Annotated in this window: 19 protein-coding genes; 12 read left to right on the top strand and 7 right to left on the bottom strand. The window is 64.4% G+C overall.

The features are described 5' to 3' along the window. Positions 1-140: 140 nt before the first annotated feature. A complete protein-coding gene (locus tag A3M7_RS0123365) occupies positions 141-638 on the top strand; it encodes a heme-binding protein (protein WP_027546066.1) in 498 nt (165 codons plus the stop codon). A gap of 98 nt (positions 639-736) precedes the next feature. Here A3M7_RS0123365 and A3M7_RS0123360 read toward each other — a convergent pair whose 3' ends face one another. Then, positions 737-1,621 carry a 4-hydroxyphenyl-beta-ketoacyl-CoA hydrolase gene (locus A3M7_RS0123360; protein ID WP_011090280.1) on the bottom strand — a complete coding sequence of 295 codons (885 nt, stop codon included), beginning with the start codon at positions 1,619-1,621 and terminating at the stop codon, positions 737-739. Positions 1,622-1,934: 313 nt separating this feature from the next. Here A3M7_RS0123360 and ykgO point away from each other — a divergent pair, with 313 nt between their 5' ends. The 3 genes from ykgO (at position 1,935) to A3M7_RS0123345 (ending at position 3,257) form a co-directional block, all read left to right on the top strand. Then, complete coding sequence (ykgO, locus tag A3M7_RS0123355; protein ID WP_006611362.1) at positions 1,935-2,060, top strand: type B 50S ribosomal protein L36; 126 nt, start codon at positions 1,935-1,937, stop codon at positions 2,058-2,060. A 119-nt stretch (positions 2,061-2,179) separates the two neighbouring features. Beyond that, positions 2,180-2,836 (top strand): tetratricopeptide repeat protein, encoded by a 657-nt coding sequence (locus tag A3M7_RS0123350; RefSeq protein WP_084302427.1) that lies wholly within the window; start codon positions 2,180-2,182, stop codon positions 2,834-2,836. Positions 2,837-2,996: 160 nt separating this feature from the next. Beyond that, positions 2,997-3,257 carry a hypothetical protein gene (locus tag A3M7_RS0123345; protein WP_027546064.1) on the top strand — a complete coding sequence of 87 codons (261 nt, stop codon included), beginning with the start codon at positions 2,997-2,999 and terminating at the stop codon, positions 3,255-3,257. A 12-nt stretch (positions 3,258-3,269) separates the two neighbouring features. Here A3M7_RS0123345 and A3M7_RS0123340 read toward each other — a convergent pair whose 3' ends face one another. Next, positions 3,270-3,452 (bottom strand): hypothetical protein, encoded by a 183-nt coding sequence (locus A3M7_RS0123340; RefSeq protein WP_027546063.1) that lies wholly within the window; start codon positions 3,450-3,452, stop codon positions 3,270-3,272. Positions 3,453-3,796: 344 nt separating this feature from the next. On the opposite strand from A3M7_RS0123340, the gene A3M7_RS0123335 reads away from it, so the two are divergent. Continuing rightward, entirely contained in the window at positions 3,797-4,753 is a 957-nt protein-coding gene (locus A3M7_RS0123335) for an alpha/beta fold hydrolase (protein WP_027546062.1), read from the top strand. A gap of 118 nt (positions 4,754-4,871) precedes the next feature. On the opposite strand, the gene cycA is transcribed toward A3M7_RS0123335, so the two are convergent. Next, positions 4,872-5,267: a cytochrome c-550 CycA gene (gene cycA / locus A3M7_RS0123330; RefSeq protein WP_027546061.1), complete on the bottom strand. Its 396-nt coding sequence runs from the start codon at positions 5,265-5,267 to the stop codon at positions 4,872-4,874. Positions 5,268-5,495: 228 nt separating this feature from the next. On the opposite strand from cycA, the gene A3M7_RS0123325 reads away from it, so the two are divergent. Further along, positions 5,496-6,989: an FAD-linked oxidase C-terminal domain-containing protein gene (locus tag A3M7_RS0123325; RefSeq protein ID WP_027546060.1), complete on the top strand. Its 1,494-nt coding sequence runs from the start codon at positions 5,496-5,498 to the stop codon at positions 6,987-6,989. 228 nt (positions 6,990-7,217) lie between these two features. On the opposite strand, the gene A3M7_RS0123320 is transcribed toward A3M7_RS0123325, so the two are convergent. Further along, the gene (locus tag A3M7_RS0123320; RefSeq protein ID WP_084302424.1) at positions 7,218-7,706 is read right to left on the bottom strand and encodes a putative quinol monooxygenase; all 489 of its coding nucleotides are present in this window, start codon (positions 7,704-7,706) and stop codon (positions 7,218-7,220) included. 252 nt (positions 7,707-7,958) lie between these two features. Between A3M7_RS0123320 and A3M7_RS0123310 the strand changes: the two genes are divergently transcribed. The 3 genes from A3M7_RS0123310 to A3M7_RS44840 all read left to right on the top strand — a co-directional run bounded on the left by A3M7_RS0123310 (position 7,959) and on the right by A3M7_RS44840 (position 10,955). Beyond that, positions 7,959-9,197, top strand: coding sequence for an FAD-binding protein (locus A3M7_RS0123310; RefSeq protein WP_027546058.1), 1,239 nt, complete (start codon positions 7,959-7,961; stop codon positions 9,195-9,197). Then, positions 9,194-10,516, top strand: a complete 1,323-nt coding sequence (gene glcF, locus A3M7_RS0123305) for a glycolate oxidase subunit GlcF (RefSeq protein WP_027546057.1) — start codon at positions 9,194-9,196, stop codon at positions 10,514-10,516. Before A3M7_RS0123310 ends, glcF begins: the two co-directional genes overlap by 4 nt. Positions 10,517-10,586: 70 nt before the next feature. Further along, positions 10,587-10,955, top strand: coding sequence for a hypothetical protein (locus tag A3M7_RS44840; RefSeq protein ID WP_049823638.1), 369 nt, complete (start codon positions 10,587-10,589; stop codon positions 10,953-10,955). Positions 10,956-11,149: 194 nt separating this feature from the next. Here the strand turns inward: A3M7_RS44840 and A3M7_RS48805 are convergent, their stop codons facing one another. Beyond that, complete coding sequence (locus A3M7_RS48805; RefSeq protein ID WP_156936968.1) at positions 11,150-11,287, bottom strand: hypothetical protein; 138 nt, start codon at positions 11,285-11,287, stop codon at positions 11,150-11,152. Positions 11,288-11,391: 104 nt separating this feature from the next. Between A3M7_RS48805 and A3M7_RS0123295 the strand changes: the two genes are divergently transcribed. Beyond that, positions 11,392-12,399: a TorF family putative porin gene (locus A3M7_RS0123295; RefSeq protein ID WP_027546056.1), complete on the top strand. Its 1,008-nt coding sequence runs from the start codon at positions 11,392-11,394 to the stop codon at positions 12,397-12,399. A 290-nt stretch (positions 12,400-12,689) separates the two neighbouring features. Here A3M7_RS0123295 and A3M7_RS0123290 read toward each other — a convergent pair whose 3' ends face one another. Next, the gene (locus A3M7_RS0123290) at positions 12,690-14,453 is read right to left on the bottom strand and encodes an ABC transporter ATP-binding protein/permease (protein WP_027546055.1); all 1,764 of its coding nucleotides are present in this window, start codon (positions 14,451-14,453) and stop codon (positions 12,690-12,692) included. Positions 14,454-14,767: 314 nt separating this feature from the next. Between A3M7_RS0123290 and A3M7_RS0123285 the strand changes: the two genes are divergently transcribed. Together A3M7_RS0123285 and A3M7_RS0123280 are read left to right on the top strand one after the other, a co-directional pair. Continuing rightward, positions 14,768-16,432 (top strand): L-lactate permease, encoded by a 1,665-nt coding sequence (locus A3M7_RS0123285; protein ID WP_027546054.1) that lies wholly within the window; start codon positions 14,768-14,770, stop codon positions 16,430-16,432. Positions 16,433-16,564: 132 nt separating this feature from the next. After that, positions 16,565-16,963, top strand: a complete 399-nt coding sequence (locus A3M7_RS0123280; RefSeq protein WP_027546053.1) for an META domain-containing protein — start codon at positions 16,565-16,567, stop codon at positions 16,961-16,963. A 68-nt stretch (positions 16,964-17,031) separates the two neighbouring features. On the opposite strand, the gene A3M7_RS0123275 is transcribed toward A3M7_RS0123280, so the two are convergent. Next, positions 17,032-18,243 (bottom strand): hypothetical protein, encoded by a 1,212-nt coding sequence (locus A3M7_RS0123275; protein ID WP_027546052.1) that lies wholly within the window; start codon positions 18,241-18,243, stop codon positions 17,032-17,034. Between the last annotated feature and the right edge of the window lie 18 nt (positions 18,244-18,261).

Here is an 18,261-nt window from a genome sequence, read left to right as displayed (position 1 = left end):
GTCGATCTCATCCTTCGGCCGCCGTCTCAGCAGTGCCCATATTGCCGAAAGCAAATCCTTGAAAAACAGTGGCGCAAACCAATTCTGCCAAAGTAGTGCTAGGTTAAAGTCGGCGTCGACCCGCTCATGTCGGAGAAACCATGCTCGCTCGAACCCTGCTTGCGGCCACCGTCCTGTTGATGCTCGCGCACCTGGCAATGGCGCAGGAGCCGCTCGCGACCTACAAATCCCTGAGTCCCGAGCTGGCGCTTGATCTGGCCCGGGCAGCGCTTGGCGATTGCCGATCACGCGGGTACCAGGTCGCCGTCGCGGTCGTCGATCGCTTCGGGGGGACCCAGGTGATCCTTCGCGACAGGTTCGCAGGCGCTCACACCGTTTCAACGGCCTCGGGCAAGGCGTGGACCGCGGCAACATTCCGCACCAGCACCACCGAACTGAATGCCGTCAGCCAACCTGGCATGATGCAGGCCGGTATCCGCAATCTCCCCGGCGTGGTCATCATAGGTGGCGGATTGATTGTCGAAGCGGGCGGTTCGCTGGTCGGAGCCGTCGGTGTGTCTGGGGCGCCTGGCGGTGATGCCGACGAAGCCTGCGCCAGGGCCGGAATCGACGCCATACGCGACAAGCTGGAGTTTTAGGGCCGCCTTGACCGCCTCAGCGAGGCCTTGCGCGCGTGAGCGTGGGGGCTTCGACAACCGATCGAAGCCCTCAATGCGCCGTGGGGATGAGTACGCGCCTAGATACCCAACAGCTTGCGCGCGTTGGCCTTGAGCACCTTCGGCCGGATCTCGTCGCGAATATCGATCTTGGCGAAATCCGACAGCCAGCGGTCCGGCGTGATCACCGGCCAGTCCGAGCCGAACAGCATCTTGTCCTGGAGGATCGAGTTGATGTAGCGCACCAGGATCGGCGGAAAATATTTCGGCGACCAGCCCGAGAGATCGATGTAGACGTTCGGCTTGTGGGTCGCGACCGACAGCGCCTCTTCCTGCCAGGGGAAGGAGGGGTGGGCGAGGATGATCTTGAGGTCGGGGAAGTCCGCCGCGACGTCGTCCATGTACATCGGGTTGGAATATTTCAGCCGCATGCCCATGCCGCCGGGCATGCCCGAGCCGACGCCGGTCTGGCCGGTGTGGAACAGCGCGATCGCGCCGCCATTGTTGATCTCTTCATAGAGCGGATAGGCCATGCGGTCGTTGGCATAGAAGCCCTGCATGGTCGGATGGAATTTGAAGCCGCGCACGCCGTATTCCTCGATCAGCTTGCGCGCCTCGCGGGCGCCCAGCTTGCCCTTGTGCGGGTCGATCGAGACGAAGGGAATGAGGACGTCGAGATGGTCGGAGGCGACCTCCAGCATCTCGTAATTGTTGTAGCGGCGGAAACCGGTCTCGCGCTCGGCGTCGACCGGGAAGATCACGGCAGCGATGTTCTTGGAGCGATAGTAGGCCGCGGTCTCCGGCACGGTCGGCGGATGCTTGTTCGGCGACTTGAAGTATTCCGCCATCTGCGCCTGGAAGTCGTCATAGCCGTCGTCGGCGTGGCAACCGCAGGGCTCTTCGGCGTGGGTGTGGATGTCGATCGCGACGACATCGTCGATATTGGGCAGCTTCAGCTTCGGCATTGGTTTCCTCCCGACGGGTTGCCAAATTGATTATATGATATAACGAATTTGGCAAGGCATTGCCGTGGCTTATCGACCTGGCCGATCGGGCCGATCGGGCCGATCCGGCCGCTTCTACTGTGCATGGGGTTGTTTTCGCGAAATTGCTGGTTCGGAACCCGGCGGTTAACATTGACATCCCCTCCCGCGATGCCTTAAGAACCGCCCCGTCCCGGGCGGTCATCCGCCAGCGGGAAAAATCTCATTTTGCCACATTCGCGCGTGCCGAAACGGTAGTGCCGAACACGGCCTTTCGAACGTTCAGGATTCTGCCATGAAGGTCCGTAACTCGTTGAAGTCGCTGCGCGGTCGCCATCGCGCCAACCGCCTGGTCCGCCGCAAGGGCCGGGTCTATGTGATCAACAAGGTGCAGCGCCGCTTCAAGGCTCGCCAAGGCTGATCTGGGCGGCTGATCACGCCCTGCCGGACGCCCCGCGCGCCCCGCAAGACCACGGTCTCACACGAGTTTGACGCCGCCTTTGCTTTGCAAGGGCGGCTTTGTGCGTCTAGACTTCGGTCATGGCAGTGAGATTCCTGGCGGTGAGATTCCTTTTCGCACGCACGCTGTGTCTGGCCCTTGCTCTGGGAACCGCCGGCCTCGCTCCGGCCGCGGCGCAACAGGTTGAGCCGCCGTCCCCTCCCGGCAAGCAGAAGAAGCTTCCCGAAGCGCCGGCCAAGCTGCCCAAGGTCGATCGCAGCAAGAATCTCGATTTCCTGTTCGGCGCGCTGAAGGCCGCGCCCGACGATGCCAGCGCCAAGCATGTCGAGGCGCGGATCTGGGCGATCTGGCTCCAGACCCCGAGCGACACCGCCTCGCTGCTGATGGCGCGGGCCAAGACCGCCGTCGACGCCCAGAAGATCGACATTGCGATCAAGCTGCTGGATTCGGTCATCAAGCTGCGGCCCGACTACATCGAGGCCTGGAACCGGCGCGCCACGCTCTACTACATGCAGAACGATTACGGCCGCTCGCTCGCCGACATCCAGCAGGTGCTGATCCGCGAACCCCGCCATTTCGGCGCGCTCGCGGGGCTCGGCATGATCATGCAGGAAGTCGGCGACGAGAAGCGCGCGCTCGAGGCCTATCGCAAGGCGCTCGCCGTCAATCCGCACCTCGAGAAGATCCCCGATCAGGTCAAGTCGCTGACCGAGAAGGTCGAAGGCCGCGACATCTAGAGCACGATCCGACCGGAAGGGCCGCGCCAGCGTAAAGGGATAGTTTGATCATTTCCCGAGCGATTGCGGCGCACGCGGATTAACCACGATCACACGCGTTGCATGAGCTGGGGTATCGTCCATGCGGCCGCAGGCCTACCTGCATGGCAGGAGCAAGGCCATGAAGCGTTTGATTCTTGCGGGTAGCTTGCTGTTCGCGTCGGGAACGATGAGTCTCGCCGACGGACTGTTCTGGGTGGTCGGCAACCGCGCCACCGGCAGATGCAACATCGTGACCAGCAATCCGGTCATCATCGGCGACATCTGGTTCGGCGATGGTCCCTACAAGTCCATGGCCGACGCCAAGCTTGCCCGCTCGACCATCCGCGCCTGTCCCGCGGTCAACCCCGACGACGAAAAGGACGAGGACAAGACGGACTAGAGTCTGGGCCGCCTAGTGCAGGACGCTGCCGCCGCGCTCTGCGAGGCCGCGATCAGCTGCTGCGGCGTAAGCCTTGGCGAGCTCCGTCTCGAGATGCTCGTTGATCAGGAGCAGCGCCCGCACGGCACCGCGCAGGTCACCGTTGCAGCTCGCGACGATCTCGTCGATTGCAGTGTCGTTCGATCTCAAGCTCATCGAAAAATCCTCCGGTTCAAACCAGGACAAATCTTGCCGGTCTTTCCCGCATCTCCTGAGGCTGCGAGGAGGATCGGCGCCCACCCGCGCCTAAATGGCGGAACCGACCATGGCGATTATATGGAAGCCGCGATGACGACCGCATGAAGCTGGTTCGAAGCTTGCGTGCCATCAGGAACATCATTGATTCTATTGAGTTTTTCCGACCTTTAATTATGCACATATCCACAGCCCCTCATTTCCGGTGGAAGTGCCGAGGCGCCTGGGGCGAAACTGCCGCGTGCCACGTCCGTAATCACCAAGTGGCTTATGACCGAGTGCCCTGGATCGTCCGGATTCTCTCCATGATCGTGATGACAGTCGTGACGGCGCTGGTTCTGCTGGCGCTCCTCACGCAGGCCGGAATCGTCGCCGTGCAACGCGCCTTTCCACCTCAGGGCCGGATGATCGAGGTCGGTGGCGCGACGCTCCACGTCGTCGACATCGGCCCGCGCGATTCAGGCCTGCCGATCGTGATGCTGCACGGCGCGAGCTCCAATCTCGAAGCGATGCGGCGCCCGCTCGGCGATCTCCTGGCAAAAGACCATCGCGTCATCCTGATCGACCGTCCCGGTCATGGCTGGAGCACGCGCGCGCGGCGGCAGGATTCGACGCCGCAGATCCAGGCGCGGATGATCGACGAGGCGCTTCGTAAGCTCGGAGTCGATCGTGCGGTCTTCGTCGTGCATTCCTGGAGCGGGGCGCTCGGCGCGCGCCTTGCGCTCGATCATCCGGGCCGCGTCGCCGGCCTCGTGATGCTGGCGCCCGTCACCCATCCCTGGCGCGGCGGCGTCGGCCGCTACAACGAGCTCATCGCAACGCCCGTGATCGGCCCGCTGCTCGCCTACACCATCACGCTGCCGCTCGGGTACGTCGTCGCCGAGTCCGGGGCGCGCAACGTGTTTCTGCCGCAGACCATGCCCGATGGTTTCGTGCAGGACTCCGCGACGCCGCTGCTGCTGCGGCCGCGCGAGTTCATCGCCAATGCCTATGATCTGGTGACGTTGAAGGAAGCCGTCGCCGCGCAAGTCGCGCGCTATGGCGAGATCAAGGCGCCGGTCACCATCATCGCCGGCGAGCCCGACAAGACGGTGAAGACCAGCATCCACGCGCGACCGTTCGCCGCGACCGTACAGAATGCGAAGCTGATCGTGCTGCCCGATCTCGGCCACATGGTGCAGAACGCGGTGCCGGATCTGGTGAAGACGGAGATCGAGACGATGATCGATACAATCGTCCCGGCGCAGGCGGCCGCCGATTAAAGCGTTTTCGAGCGAAGTGGATACCGGTTCGCGTGAAGAAAACGCGTCAAAACAAGAAGCCTGAGCTTCGGTTCTGATTCAGTCGGAACCGAAGCTCTGGCGGCCGCCTCTCGCGCGCTTACTGCTTGATCTTCCCGTCCTTGTCGAACTGCGAGATGAAGGTCCAGAGATTGTTGATCTCGGTCTCGTTCTTGATGCCGGCGAATGCCATCTTGGTGCCGGGGATCTTGGCCTTCGGATCCTTGATGTACTCCTTGAACGTGGCTTCGTCCCAGGTGATGCCGGAATTCTTGTTCGCGTCCGAATAGCTGTACTCCGGGGCGCTGCCCGACTTGCGGCCGTTGATGCCGTTGAGCTCGGGGCCGACCTTGTTCTTGGCGCCTTCGCCGATCGCGTGGCAGGCCAGGCATTTGTTGAACGACGTCTTGCCGGCCGCGACATCCTGCGCCATCGCGGCGGGTGCGGTGACAGTCACGGTGAGGGCAACCAGCGCGGCGAAAGTCAATTTTGTCATAGGATGCTCTTCGTCTCTTCCCGGGTCAGATTGAGGGGCGTGGTTTTGGCAGGTCCGCTGCAAGGGGACAAGCCGCGAAATCTTGACAGGTTTCGTGGTAGCAGACTTGCCCCAGAGAGAACTTGCGCTGCAACAAAGCAATGGGACCTTCGGAGGACCTACCCAAGAGCGGGCAGACGTGATTGATTTGGCGGAACAAATTCCAATGCCGGACGAAGGTTTCGTAACATGGCCATCATGATGCCCGCGAGCGATCAGGCGGTGCTGGCGCGTCGCAGCGAGATCGTCGCCGCCTTGCGCGCAATCGTATCAGGCGAGGGCGTGATCGACAGCGCCGCCGAGATGCGGGCCTATGAATCCGACGGGCTGACCGCCTATCGGCAGCCGCCGATGGTCGTGGTGCTGCCCGATACGACCGAGCAGGTCGCGCTCGTCCTGAAATATTGTGCCGCCCAAGGCATCAAGGTGGTGCCGCGCGGCTCCGGCACGTCGCTCTCAGGCGGCGCGCTGCCGCTCGAAGACGGCGTGCTGCTCGGGCTCGGCAAGTTCAAGCGCATCCGCGAGATCGATTTCGACAACCGCGTCGTCGTCACCGAGCCCGGTGTCACCAATCTCGCGATCAGCCAGGCGGTCGCGCATGCCGGCTTCTATTACGCGCCCGATCCGTCGTCGCAGATCGCCTGCTCGATCGGCGGCAATGTCGCGGAAAATTCCGGCGGCGTGCACTGCCTCAAATACGGCATGACCACCAACAACGTGCTGGGCTGCGAGATCGTGCTGATGAGCGGCGAGATCCTGCGGATCGGCGGCAAGGGGTGCGAGAACGCCGGCTACGACCTGATGGGCGTCATCACCGGCTCCGAAGGCCTGCTCGGCGTCATCACCGAGATCACGGTGCGCATCCTGCAGAAGCCGGAGACGGCGCGCGCGCTGATGGTCGGCTTCGCAGAGGTCGAGGCGGCCGGCGAATGCGTGGCACGCATCATCGGCGCCGGCATCATTCCCGGCGGCATGGAGATGATGGACAAGCCGGCGATCCACGCCGCGGAAGCCTTCGTCCATGCCGGCTATCCGCTCGATGTCGAGGCGCTTCTCATCATCGAGCTCGACGGTCCCAAGATCGAGGTCGACGAGCTGATCACACGCGTCGAGACGATCGCGAATGCTTGCGGCTCGACCACCTGCCAGATCTCGACCTCGGAGGCCGAGCGCAATCTGTTCTGGGCCGGCCGCAAAGCTGCGTTTCCCGCCGTCGGCCGCATCTCGCCCGACTATCTCTGCATGGACGGCACCATTCCCCGCGGCGCGCTGCCGAAGGCGCTGGCGCGCATCCGCGAGCTCTCGGAAAAGTATCAGCTCGGCTGTGCCAACGTGTTCCACGCCGGCGACGGCAATCTGCACCCGCTGATCCTCTACGATGCCAACAAGCCTGGCGAGATCGAGCGGGCCGAGGCCTTCGGCGCCGACATCCTGCGCGCCTGCGTCGAGTTCGGCGGCGTGCTCACCGGCGAGCACGGCGTCGGCATCGAGAAGCGCGACCTGATGGGCGAGATGTTCAGCGAGATCGACCTTAACCAGCAGCAGCGGCTGAAATGCGCCTTCGATGCGCAGGGCCTGCTCAACCCTGGCAAGGTGTTTCCGACCCTGCATCGCTGCGCCGAGCTCGGCCGCATGCATGTGCACGCGGGCAAGCTGGCGTTCCCAGATATTCCGCGGTTCTGAGGGCTGCGATGACAGTGCACCCTCTCCCCTTGCGGGAGAGGGTGGCTCGCCGCAGAGCGGCGAGACGGGTGAGGGGTATCTCTCCGCGCAAACCGCTTGCAGTTGAGTTCGCTGAAGCAACCCCTCATCCGGCGCCATAGCCGAAGCTTCGCTTCGGCGTCCTTAAGAACGGTTGCCGAAGGCAACCTATGCCACCTTCTCCCACAAGGGGAGAAGGAAGAAGAGCCCTCACAGCATCCCGTATTGCGCTCGCTCCCGCTTCGCCAGCAGCGGCAGCGCTTCGCCAGCGATGTAGGTCCTGAAATGTGCGCTCTCCTGGTGCGCCTTGAAGGCGGCCTCGTCGCGGAACAGTTCGTAGAACAGGAACTGGGCCGGATCGTCCTTGGCGCGCGAGATCAGGAACAGCTTGACGCCGTCCTCGCGCTGCGCTTCGGGCAGGAAGCGGTCGAGGATCGCAGCGACCTTGTCGGCCTCACCCGGTTTCGCCTCCCATTGCGCGACGACGAGCAGGCCGCCGCCGTCGACGGCGGCGCTGAGAGATTTCTGCGTGGCATAGTGGTTCATGGTCCTTCCTCCTTGCTGCTGGGCTTGAGATGACGACGTCCATGGCGAGAGATAGATTGCCAGGACGGCGCCGAAGGCGGTGATCACCGACCTCCGGCTGAACACTTCGTGGACGCGCGGCGCCGGCGGCCGCGCACATGTCGATCGCTCCATGTCTGTCTCCATCGGCTGAGCTCGATCGCGATCGGCGCAAGCTTGTAGCGATGGCCTGCCGGCTTTGGTTCGCCGGTGATCGAAGTGTCGATGTCGTGAACGCTTCGATATTGATCGAACCGTTGCTGTCGGATTTCGCGGAGCCGGCCTGATGGATTGTCGTCGCATGCCGGACCGTCATCGCGCCGGCAGGTGGTCGTTGCGTCACGCTGCATTTGATTTTGGCGGCGAATTTCGCTACCGCCTTTTCCCGTGGATACGCTCAGGGTCAGAGACGCCAAAGACGTCGAAGAGGTGGTGCGCGCGGCGATTGCCAATGAGCAGCCGCTCGAGATCATCGGTCATGGCAGCAAGCGCAGCATTGGCCACGCCATGGCGACCAACGCCGTGCTCGACGTCTCCGCGCTGAATGCCGTCACCTCCTACGAGCCCAACGAGCTGATCGTGACGCTTGAGGCCGGTGCGCCGCTGGCCGACGTGCTGTCGTTGATCGATGCCAAGAACCAGCAATTCGCCTTCGAGCCGATGAACACCGCGCCGCTGCTCGGCACGCCCGTATCAGGCACCATCGGCGGCATGATCGCGGCGGGCCTCGCCGGCCCGCGGCGCATCAGGGCGGGCGGGGCGCGCGATCACCTGCTCGGGGCGCATGCCGTTTCCGGCTTCGGCGACAGCTTCAAGACCGGCGGCAAGGTGGTGAAGAACGTCACCGGCTACGACCTCTGCAAGCTGCTCGCCGGTTCCTGGGGCACGCTGTCGGTGATGACCGAGGTCACGCTGAAGGTGATGCCGAAGCCGGAGGCCGAGCGGACGCTGCTGCTGCGCGGGCTCGACGAGGCCGCCGCCAACAAGGCGATGACCGCGGCGCTCGGCTCACCCTTCGACGTCTCCGGCGCCGCACACCTGCCGAAATCCGCATTCCGGGCGAAGACCGACGGGCTCGGCGACATTGCAGGCGGGGGCGAGGCGCTGACCGTTCTCCGGCTCGAAGGCATTACCGCCTCCGCCACGCACCGCGCCGGCTCGTTGCGCGAATTGCTGGCGCCGTTCGGAACCGCGACCCTGGTCGAGGACGCGGCGTCTTCGGTACTGTGGGCCGCCATCCGCGACGTCCTGCCGTTCGCGGCCACCGGCGCGCTGGGGGCCTGGCCGGTGTGGCGGATCGTCTGTCCGCCGGCATCGGGTGCGGCGCTCGGGACGCAGCTGGCGCGCGAGACCGGCGGCGACATGATCTTCGATTGGGGCGGCGGATTGATCTGGGCCGCATTGCCGCCGAAGGGCGATGCGCATGAGCCGGCCGTGCGCGCGTGTGCGAATGCGGTCGGAGGGCACGCCATGCTGATCCGGGCGGCCGAGGATGTCAGACGCGAGGTCGATGTGTTCCAACCGCAGGCGCCCGGCATCGCCGCCTTGAGCGAGCGGGTACGCGCCAGTTTCGATCCGAAGTCCATTCTCAACCGGGGACGGCTGACGCGGGGCGCTGCGGCATGAAGACCGAATTCTCACTGGCGCAGCTCGCCGATCCCGATATCGCTGAGGCCGACAAGATCCTGCGCGCCTGCGTCCATTGCGGCTTCTGCACTGCAACCTGTCCGACCTATGTGCTGCTCGGCGACGAGCTCGATAGCCCGCGCGGCCGCATCTATCTGATCAAGGAGATGCTGGAGAAGGACCAGGCGCCGACGGCGGAGGTGGTCAAGCATATCGACCGTTGCCTGTCGTGCCTGGCCTGCATGACGACCTGCCCCTCCGGCGTGAACTACATGCACCTCGTCGACCAGGCCCGGGTCAGGATCGAGCAGCGCTACCAGCGGCCGCTCACCGAGCGGCTGCTCCGCCAGGTATTGGCCTTCGTCCTGCCGGACCCGCAGCGCTTCCGCGCCAGCATGTGGCTGGCGCGGCTGGCCCGTCCGCTGGCCGTATTCCTGCCGACGCCGCGGCCCTCGGCCACGCCCGGACTGATCCAGCGCCTCAAGGCGATGCTGGCGCTGGCCCCGAACCGGCTGCCGTCGCCCGGCCCCCTCCCAGGCAGCGTGTTCGCGGCGCTCGGCAAAAAGCGCGGCCGGGTCGCGCTGCTCCAGGGCTGCGCCCAGCAGGTGCTGGCGCCGCGCATCAACCAGGCCGCCATCAGTCTTCTCACCCGCCACGGCATCGAGGTCGTCCTGGTCAGGGACGAGCAATGCTGCGGCGCGCTGACTCATCACCTCGGCAACGACCACGATGCGCTGGCGCGGGCTCGCGCCAATATCGCGGCATGGCGCGCGGAAGCGGCCGGCGAGGGGCTCGACGCCATCCTGGTGACGGCGTCCGGCTGCGGCACGGTGATCAAGGACTACGGCTACCTGCTGCGCGAGGACGCTGCGTTCGCGGCCGATGCGGCGAAGGTGTCCGCGCTTGCCAAGGACATCACCGAATACGTTGCCGGCCTCGGTCTTCCGACCACTGCGATAGGCGACAACATCGTCGTCGCCTATCACTCCGCGTGTTCGTTGCAGCACGGACAGAAAATCACGGGCCTTCCGAAAGAATTGCTTTCCAAGAATGGATTCGTGGTGAAAGATGTGCCCGAGAGCCATTTGTGTTGCGGTTCGGCGGGGACCTACAACATTCTCCAACCCGAGCTTGCGGGCAGGTTGCGTGATCGCAAGGTCGCCAACATCGCAAGCGTCAAGCCGGACATGATTGCCGCGGGCAATATCGGCTGCATGGTGCAGATTGCCAGTGGCACGTCAGTTCCGGTCGTACACACGATTGAGCTTCTCGATTGGGCTACGGGCGGGTCGCGGCCGGCATTGAACGCGTCGAGCTGAGCTTTCGTCCGAAGGTGACGGCGGAAAGACGCCCGATCGACCATTGTACGGCGGCAACAGGAGGACCACGATGGCGAAAGCGAAGAAGAAGAAAAGCAAGAAGGCCAAAAAGGCCAAGAAGGCTGTAGCGGCGAAGAAGACCGCGAAGAAGGCGACGAAGAAGAAGGCAGCCAAGAAGACCGCGAAGAAATCTGCCAAGAAGGCCGCCAAGAAGGCCGCGCCGAAGAAGTCGGCCAAGAAGGCTGCTGCAAAGAAAGCTGCACCGAAGAAGGCCGCCAAGAAGGCTGCGAAGAAAGCGGCACCGAAGAAGGCGAAGGCAGCTCCCGCGCCGAAGCCGTCAGCGCCGGTGGCGTCTCCGGCTCCCGAGCCTGTCGCCGAGACAAGCTGGGCGATGCCTTCGTCTTCTGCGGAACCGACGCCGGCCGAGGGGCAAGGTTAGGCCCAGGGTCAGGCCAGGGCTGCCCGGGGTCAGGCCGAAGGCCGGCTCCAGTCCAGAGACTATGACCGACAGCAGGAGGGCCGCGGCGGCGACGCTGCGGCCTTTTTGCATCTCAAGCGCCGGCCCCCTGAGGCCGCCTTCCACGGTGACCGCCCGATTCGTGTCGAGCGCAGCACGCACCGCCGGACTCCGTACTAACCCGGTCCTCTTTGTGCACTTTGGAATGCAAATAATGTGATCGAGAAGCCACACAGGCCGACAACCTTCGGCGGAATCGCCAGAACGCCTAAAAAGTCGGCAGATGCTCGCGTTTTTTGCTTCACGGTTTGCATGCCTCAATCCAGATTGTCGCGGTAACGCAATTTTGCATATGGGTCGTACGCCCCGGGGGGCTTCCGGGAAACCGACTGGGTGAGAACTGGTGATGGGGATCGAAATGAAAAAAGTGGCTTTGTTGGCAACGGCGCTGGCAATGGTGACGACGGGTTCCGCTTTCGCGGCGGACATGGCGGTGAAGGCCAAGAAGGCCCCGCCGGTCGTTGCGTTTGATCCCTGGGATATCGCCTTCGGCGGCGCGATCATGAGCGACTACATCTTCCGCGGCGTGACCCAGTCGAACCACCAGCCTTCGGTCGCCGCCTATTTCGAGCCGCGCTACAACGTCACCAAGGACCTCCAGCTCTACGTCGGCGTGTCCGCGGAGAGCATCTCCTTCGCCAACCGCGCCGCGGCTGAAGTCGATATCTACGGCGGTATCCGCCCGACCTTCGGCGCCTTTGCGTTCGACATCGGCGTCTGGGGCTACCTGTATCCGGGCGGGAGCTGCGCCGACAACGTGCTCACCGGCGGCATTCCCGGCGGCAACGTCTGCGGCGTCAGCACGACCACGATTTTCCTCGCCGACGGCAACGTCATGAAGAAGGACGTCAGCTTCTTCGAAGTCTACGGCAAGGTGAACTACACCATCAACGACAGCTTTACCGTTGGCGCGACCGAGTACTACTCGCCGAACTTCCTGAACTCGGGTGCCTGGGGCAACTACGCTTCGTTGACCGCCAAGTACACGGCGCCCAGCACGGTCTTCGGTCCCTCGGGCGTCGGCATGTACGTGTCGGGTGAGTTCGGCCGTCAGTGGTTCGGCACTTCGGACGCCTTCTACGGCACCGGCGCCGGCACCGTGTTCGCCAACGGCATTCCCTACAAGGACTACAACACCTGGAACATCGGCATCGGCTTCACCTACAAGGTGTTCACGCTGGATCTGCGTTACTCCGACACCGACCTGAACAAGGGTGATTGCAACGCCTTCACCAGCGCGTTCAACGCCACCGGCACCACCAACGTCACCGCGATCAACCCGGGCGGCGCTGGCTCCAACTGGTGCGGCGCGGCCGGCATCGCCAAGCTGTCGTTCGACCTGACGGCGATGAGCAACCTGAAGTAAGTTTCTTCCCGAAACGGCTTATGAGGGCGGCAGAGCAATCTGCCGCCCTTTTGCTTTTTGCGGCCTGGAGCGCTGCGACTGTGCCGGGCCTTCATGGTTCGCCCGGCGATGCAGGGCATCGTCCGGAGACGCGCCGTCAGGCAGCGCTCCTCACCATGAGGGTCTGGGATTTTGCCGCAAAATCCGACTTCATCCTGAGGGCCCGCCAAAGGCGGGCGTCTCGAAGGATGGGCCGCAAGGAAAGGTGCCTATCGAGGTTCTTTCAACTACGATAGCGATCGCCTTGCGCCTCAACGCGCCGCGGTCGGCTCCTTCTCGGCCGGCGCTCCGCTCTTGCCGAGGACGTGGATCTTGCCCTCCTTCACCATCGTCACCTTGCGGGTGTGGAAGGCGTCGAGGGTCGAGCGGTGGCCGATCGAGACGATGGTGGCTTGTGGCAGCCTCTCCGTCAGCAGCCGGTACAGCCGGGCCTCGGACGGCTCGTCCAGTGAGGCGGTGGCCTCGTCCAGGAACAGATAGTCCGGCACGTGCAGCAGCGCGCGGGCGAGCCCCAGGCGCTGTTGCTCGCCGAGCGAGAGCATCCGGTTCCAGTGGCCGTCCTCGTCGAGCCGCTCGGCGAGGTCGGGCAGTCCGACCGCGATCAGCGTGTCGCGGATCCGTGCGGTCTCGAACGCGCCTGGTGCAGCGGGATAGACCACGGCGTCGCGCAGAACGCCGACCGGGAAATAGGGGCGCTGCGGCAGCATCATCAGCTTCGCCTTCTCGGGGACAAAGATGGTGCCGGTGCCGAACGGCCAGATGCCGGCGATGGCCCGGAACAGCGTCGACTTGCCGGATCCGGACGGCCCGGTAACCAGCACGCGCTCCGGCATCTGGACGGCAAAGGCGTCGGCGGCGACCAGCGGCGTGCCGCTGGGCAGGTTCACGCAGAGCTGATCGAGGGCGATGCTGCCGTTGCCACCGGCGGCCTTGAGGGCGATCGCCGGCTCATGGGCCGGCAGGTTCGCGGCTGAATCGACCGACATCTCGAAGCCGTCGAGACGCGCGACGATCGAGCGCCATTCCGCCAGCGATCGGTAGGCCGTGACGAAGAACGACAATGCGCCTTGTACGCTGGAAAAGGCCGATGCGGTCTGCATCATGTCGCCGAGCTGGATCTTCTTGGCGAAGAAGGCCGGCGCCACCAGCACATAGGGAAAGATCACGGCGGCCTGCTGGTAGCTCGCGGTGAACGCGGTGAGGCGCTTGGTCCGGCTCATGATGGCGTACCAGTTGCCGATCACGAAGCCGAAGCGGTCCAGCAGCCGGCCGCGTTCGGCCCCTTCGCCCTTGAGCAGCGCGATCTGCTCGGAATTCTCGCGGACGCGGACGAGGTTGAAGCGGAAGTCGGCTTCAAAGCGCTGCTGCTCGAAATTGAGGTTGACCAGCGGAGCGCCGATCCAGTGCGTCAGCGCGGTGCCGAAGATCGCGTAGACCAGCGCGCCCCAGCAAAGATAGCCCGGGATCACGAGGTCGGTGCCGAACAGGTGCAGCGGGGCGGCGTTGGAGAGACCCCAGAGGATGATCACGAAGGAGAACAGCGTCACGATCGACGACAGCAGGCCGAGTCCGATGGTCAGGGTCTGCTCGACGAAGTTCTTGACGTCCTCGGTGATGCGCTGGTCCGGGTTGTCAGCCGCATCGCCCTTGAGCTGCATGCGGTAATGCGTGGCGTCTTGCAGCCATTCGCCCAGATAGTGCCGGGTCAGCCATTGCCGCCAGCGGATCTGGAGCCATTGGTTCAGGTACAGCTTGTAGACCGCCAGCGCGATGTAGATCGAGGCGAGGGCGACGAAAATCCAGATCTGCGTGACGAACGCGTCCCAGTCGCTCGCCTGCAGTGCGCTGTAGAACCGGTTCTGCCACTGGTTCACGAGCACGTCGATCGCGACCAGGGCCAGCTCCATCGCGATCACGGCGCCGAGCAGGCCGCGGCCGGCCCATTTGTCCTCCGATCGAAAATAGGGGGCCGCGATTCGCCAGACGATCGCGAGCGTGGCGCTGATGTTCTTCACAGAGCTCTGTCTCCTGAGGGGATGTGCACAAATGCCTGGAGCCAAATGGCCGAGGCAATGGCCGAAATGGGCGCGCTTAGACTAAAGTCGCAAGTTCTGCAATTTGCGTTGGCTTGTCGCGGCTTGCAACCCTAGCATGGGCTGTAACGGCGCGGGGTGGGGGCCTTCGGGACTTCGCGAGCTTGTGAGCGGACGGGAACCGCCGCATTCGCGAGGAATTCGCGTCCAGCTCGGGGGTTATCGCTTCCAGCGTCAAGCAGGTTCGGCTGTCCACGCGGGCCGCCTGCCGCAAACATGCGTGGGGGAGGAAGACCATGTGGAATCAAATCTATGACCCGCTGCACAGCCCTGTGCTGTCGACGATCGCCGCGGCGGTGCCCGTCGTCACGCTGCTGGTCCTGATCGCGAGCGGCCGCGTCCAGGCGCATATCGCGGCCATCATCGCCGTGATCGTGGCCAACCTGATCACGATCTTCGTCTTCACCATGCCGGCGAACATGTCGATCCGCGCCTCGATCCTCGGTATCGTCACCGGCTTCTTCCCGATCGGCTGGATCGTCCTCAACGTCATCTTCCTCTACCGGGTGACGGTGACCACTGGACGCTTCGAATTGCTCAAGCGCGCCATTGGCGGCGTCACCGAGGACCGGCGGCTGCAATTGCTGCTGATCGCGTTCTCGTTCGGCGCCTTCTTCGAGGGCGCCTCCGGCTTCGGCACGCCGGTCGCCATCACCGGCGCCGTGCTGATCGGGCTCGGCTTCTCGCCGCTCGCGGCTAGCGGCCTGTCGCTGATCGCCAACACCGCGCCGGTCGCCTATGGCGCGCTGGGCACGCCGATCCAGGGCCTTGCCTCGGTCACCGGGCTCGATCCCTACATCCTCGGCGCGATGGTCGGACGGCAATTGCCGTTCTTCTCGCTGATCGTGCCGTTCTGGGTGGTGTGGGCGTTCGCGGGCTGGAAGGGCATGAAGGACGTCTGGCCGGCGATCCTCGTCACCGGCGTGTCGTTCGCGATCCCGCAATTCGTGATCTCGAACTTCATCAACCCATGGATCGTCGACATCGGCGCCTCGCTGATCTCGATGGGCGCGCTGATCCTGTTCCTGAAGGTGTGGCAGCCCAGGCAGCTCTGGTTGTCGCCGGCGCTGCGCGGCCGCGATGAATCGGCGGCCACCATGGCGCCGGCAAAGCCGCTCGACAAGACACTGCTGACGCAAAGCGAGCTCTTCAGCGCGCTGCTGCCGTGGATCATCGTCTGCATCGTGATGCTGATCTGGGGCAACGGCGCCTTCAAGACCTGGGCGAACTCGATCTTCACCTGGAACTATCCCGTTCCGGAGCTGCACCAGATGATCAACAAGATGCCGCCGGTCGCGCCAGGGCCGACGAAAGAGAGCGCGGTGTTCGGCTTCACCTACCTCTCGTTCACCGGCACGGGCATGCTGATCGCGGCGATCATCTCCGGCTTCCTGATGGGCGTCGGTCCCGGCAAGCTCGTGACCGAGTACGGCCGCACCATCCGGCTGTGCGCGATCTCGCTGATCACGATCTCGGCGATGCTCGCGATCGGCACGCTGACGCGCCTGTCCGGCGTCGACGCGACGCTCGGTCTCGCCTTCGCCGCAACCGGGGTGCTCTATCCCTTCTTCGGCACGCTGCTCGGCTGGCTCGGCGTGGCGCTGACGGGATCGGACACCGCCTCCAACGTGCTGTTCGGAAATCTGCAGAAGATCACCTCCGAGCAGCTCGGCCTGTCGCCGATCCTGATGGGCGCGGCGAACTCCTCCGGCGGCGTGATGGGCAAGATGATCGACGCGCAGTCGATCGTCGTCGCTTCCACGGCCACCAACTGGTACGGCCACGAAGGCACCATCCTGCGCTTCGTGTTCTGGCACTCGATCGTGCTGGCCTGCCTCGTCGGTGTGCTCGTGACGTTGCAGGCCTATGTCTGGCCGTTCACGGCGATGGTGCTGAAGTAACAGGCCCTATTTCGACGCAAATCCCCGCGGGCTCGTCCCCGCGGGGATTTTTGCGTCGCGTGTAGGCGAACCTTCTCAATCGCGCCGCCGTCTTATAGAAGGTGCGGCAAATCAGGTCGGTCGAGAGGTTTCATGGTTTCGCTCAGGCAGATGGTGTGTGCGACGGTTGCAATGCTGGCGATGTCCATTGTCGCGCGTGCGGAGGACGGTTTTCCCTTCGGCACCGAGATGACGCTGGAGGCGCTGCCGCAGCCGGGCTCGAAGCGGATTCCGAACATCGAGATCGGCGACAATGGCGAGGTCGTGCTGGAGCTGTGGTGCAAGGGCGGCAAGGGCCAGTTCTCGGTCGCCGGCAACACCGTGATCTTCGTCCCCGGCCAGATCCAGGACCGATCCTGTCCGCCTGCCAGGGCCCAGGCCGACGACGATCTCGTCGCAGCGCTCGGCAGCGTCGAGACCTGGAAGCGCCAGGGCGACGTGCTGACGCTTCTCGGCCCCAAGCTGCTGCGCTTCCGCGTCAACGGGAATTAGCTTCGCTGTCATGCCCCGCGACCCGGCTACACCAAGGCCGGGCGATGACCGAGAGTAGGTGTCTGCGCCTATTTCCACACCGACTTGTCGGCGTCCCAGCGCTGGCCCTTCAGCTCCTTTGCGAGCGCCTCGATCGAGCCGTTGTCGTCGGGCTGGTCGCCTTCCTCGTCGGCCGAAGCCTCGTCCGAGAGGTTGAGCTTGGCGCCGCCGCTCTCGTCCGCGGTGGTGGTTGCGGGGCTGCCGATCCAGAGCATGAGCTTGTCGGTCGTGCCGGGCTTGTCGGGCGAGACGAGCCCTGCGACCTCGATCGTGTCGGTGAGATCGAGCGCCGGGAAATCCTGGTTCGGCCGCTTGAAGACCAGCTTGAGCTTGCCGGTGGCCGGGTTGAAGCTCTGCGAGACCGGCTTTGCCGCGAGCGTCCGGCTCAGCACGCCCGCCACCGCGGACGCGAGCTTGTCGCGGTTGATCTTGTCGCCGTCGCGCCAGTCGGCGGCGGCGAAGCGGATGGTGCGGTCCATCTCGGTCATGCCCGCGGTCCAGCCCGCGGCGACGACGCCGGGCATCGCCTTGAACTTCGCGAGGAGGGCGCCGGCGCGCTCCGGGTCGACCGACATGTTGATGGTCTGCTCGCCGGCGCGCAACGCGTCGCAGCCGACGCTGAGGCTCGCCAGCGTCACTTCGACCTCCTGGCCCTTCAGGCTCTTCAGGAACTCGGTCGCGGCGTCCAGCTTGACCTTGACCGCGATCGCCTCCGGCGAGACATCGGTGAAATCCTTCGGCTGCGGCGTGATGCCGTCGTCGGAGGTCTGGTTGTCCAGAAACTCCTTCTCGCTGAGATCGGAATTGTCGGGCGAGGTGACCTCGGTCACGGCCGGGCCGATTCCAATCTGGCCGCGGAACTCGAAAGTGTCTCCGGCCTGCTTGCGCAGCAGCTTGACGGTGACGGGCGCCTTCGCGCCGAGGCTCTGCGTCGTGCCGGTCAGCATCTGGCCGGCGACCTGGAGATTGACGACGAAGCGGTCCTTGCGGTCGGAATTTTTCGCGACCGGATAGCAGACGTCGAGCACGGCCGCCGTGACCGTCTTGCCCTGGCGGGTCTCCTTCAGGATCACGTCGGCATTGCCGTCCATCAGCCCGTCGATCGAGGTGAAATAGCGCGTCTCGGGTCCGCCCGGCGCCGTCGCCTTTGGCGACAGCTTCATCTGGGCGGATGCGACCTCCGGCGAAACAGCAAGCAGAGCCGCCACAAGGGCCGTGGAGCAAACCAGAAGCGCGCGCATCGACGAAATCCTCGAGCA

Origin of the sequence: Bradyrhizobium sp. WSM2254 (genome assembly GCF_000472645.1) — a bacterium.
In the GTDB taxonomy this organism is placed as follows: Bacteria; Pseudomonadota; Alphaproteobacteria; order Rhizobiales; family Xanthobacteraceae; genus Bradyrhizobium; species Bradyrhizobium niftali.
Note: the sequence above shows the minus strand (reverse complement) of the source record. Positions and strands in the feature narration are given on the sequence as shown.

Coding starts and splice junctions, on each gene's coding strand:
- A3M7_RS0123365 (WP_027546066.1), top strand. CDS start 141: ATGCTCGCTCGAACCCTGCTTGCGGCCACCGTCCTGTTGATGCTCGCG.
- A3M7_RS0123360 (WP_011090280.1), bottom strand. CDS start 1,621: ATGCCGAAGCTGAAGCTGCCCAATATCGACGATGTCGTCGCGATCGAC.
- ykgO (WP_006611362.1), top strand. CDS start 1,935: ATGAAGGTCCGTAACTCGTTGAAGTCGCTGCGCGGTCGCCATCGCGCC.
- A3M7_RS0123350 (WP_084302427.1), top strand. CDS start 2,180: ATGGCAGTGAGATTCCTGGCGGTGAGATTCCTTTTCGCACGCACGCTG.
- A3M7_RS0123345 (WP_027546064.1), top strand. CDS start 2,997: ATGAAGCGTTTGATTCTTGCGGGTAGCTTGCTGTTCGCGTCGGGAACG.
- A3M7_RS0123340 (WP_027546063.1), bottom strand. CDS start 3,452: ATGAGCTTGAGATCGAACGACACTGCAATCGACGAGATCGTCGCGAGC.
- A3M7_RS0123335 (WP_027546062.1), top strand. CDS start 3,797: ATGATCGTGATGACAGTCGTGACGGCGCTGGTTCTGCTGGCGCTCCTC.
- cycA (WP_027546061.1), bottom strand. CDS start 5,267: ATGACAAAATTGACTTTCGCCGCGCTGGTTGCCCTCACCGTGACTGTC.
- A3M7_RS0123325 (WP_027546060.1), top strand. CDS start 5,496: ATGGCCATCATGATGCCCGCGAGCGATCAGGCGGTGCTGGCGCGTCGC.
- A3M7_RS0123320 (WP_084302424.1), bottom strand. CDS start 7,706: ATGGAGCGATCGACATGTGCGCGGCCGCCGGCGCCGCGCGTCCACGAA.
- glcF (WP_027546057.1), top strand. CDS start 9,194: ATGAAGACCGAATTCTCACTGGCGCAGCTCGCCGATCCCGATATCGCT.
- A3M7_RS44840 (WP_049823638.1), top strand. CDS start 10,587: ATGGCGAAAGCGAAGAAGAAGAAAAGCAAGAAGGCCAAAAAGGCCAAG.
- A3M7_RS48805 (WP_156936968.1), bottom strand. CDS start 11,287: ATGCAAACCGTGAAGCAAAAAACGCGAGCATCTGCCGACTTTTTAGGC.
- A3M7_RS0123295 (WP_027546056.1), top strand. CDS start 11,392: ATGAAAAAAGTGGCTTTGTTGGCAACGGCGCTGGCAATGGTGACGACG.
- A3M7_RS0123285 (WP_027546054.1), top strand. CDS start 14,768: ATGTGGAATCAAATCTATGACCCGCTGCACAGCCCTGTGCTGTCGACG.
- A3M7_RS0123280 (WP_027546053.1), top strand. CDS start 16,565: ATGGTTTCGCTCAGGCAGATGGTGTGTGCGACGGTTGCAATGCTGGCG.
- A3M7_RS0123275 (WP_027546052.1), bottom strand. CDS start 18,243: ATGCGCGCGCTTCTGGTTTGCTCCACGGCCCTTGTGGCGGCTCTGCTT.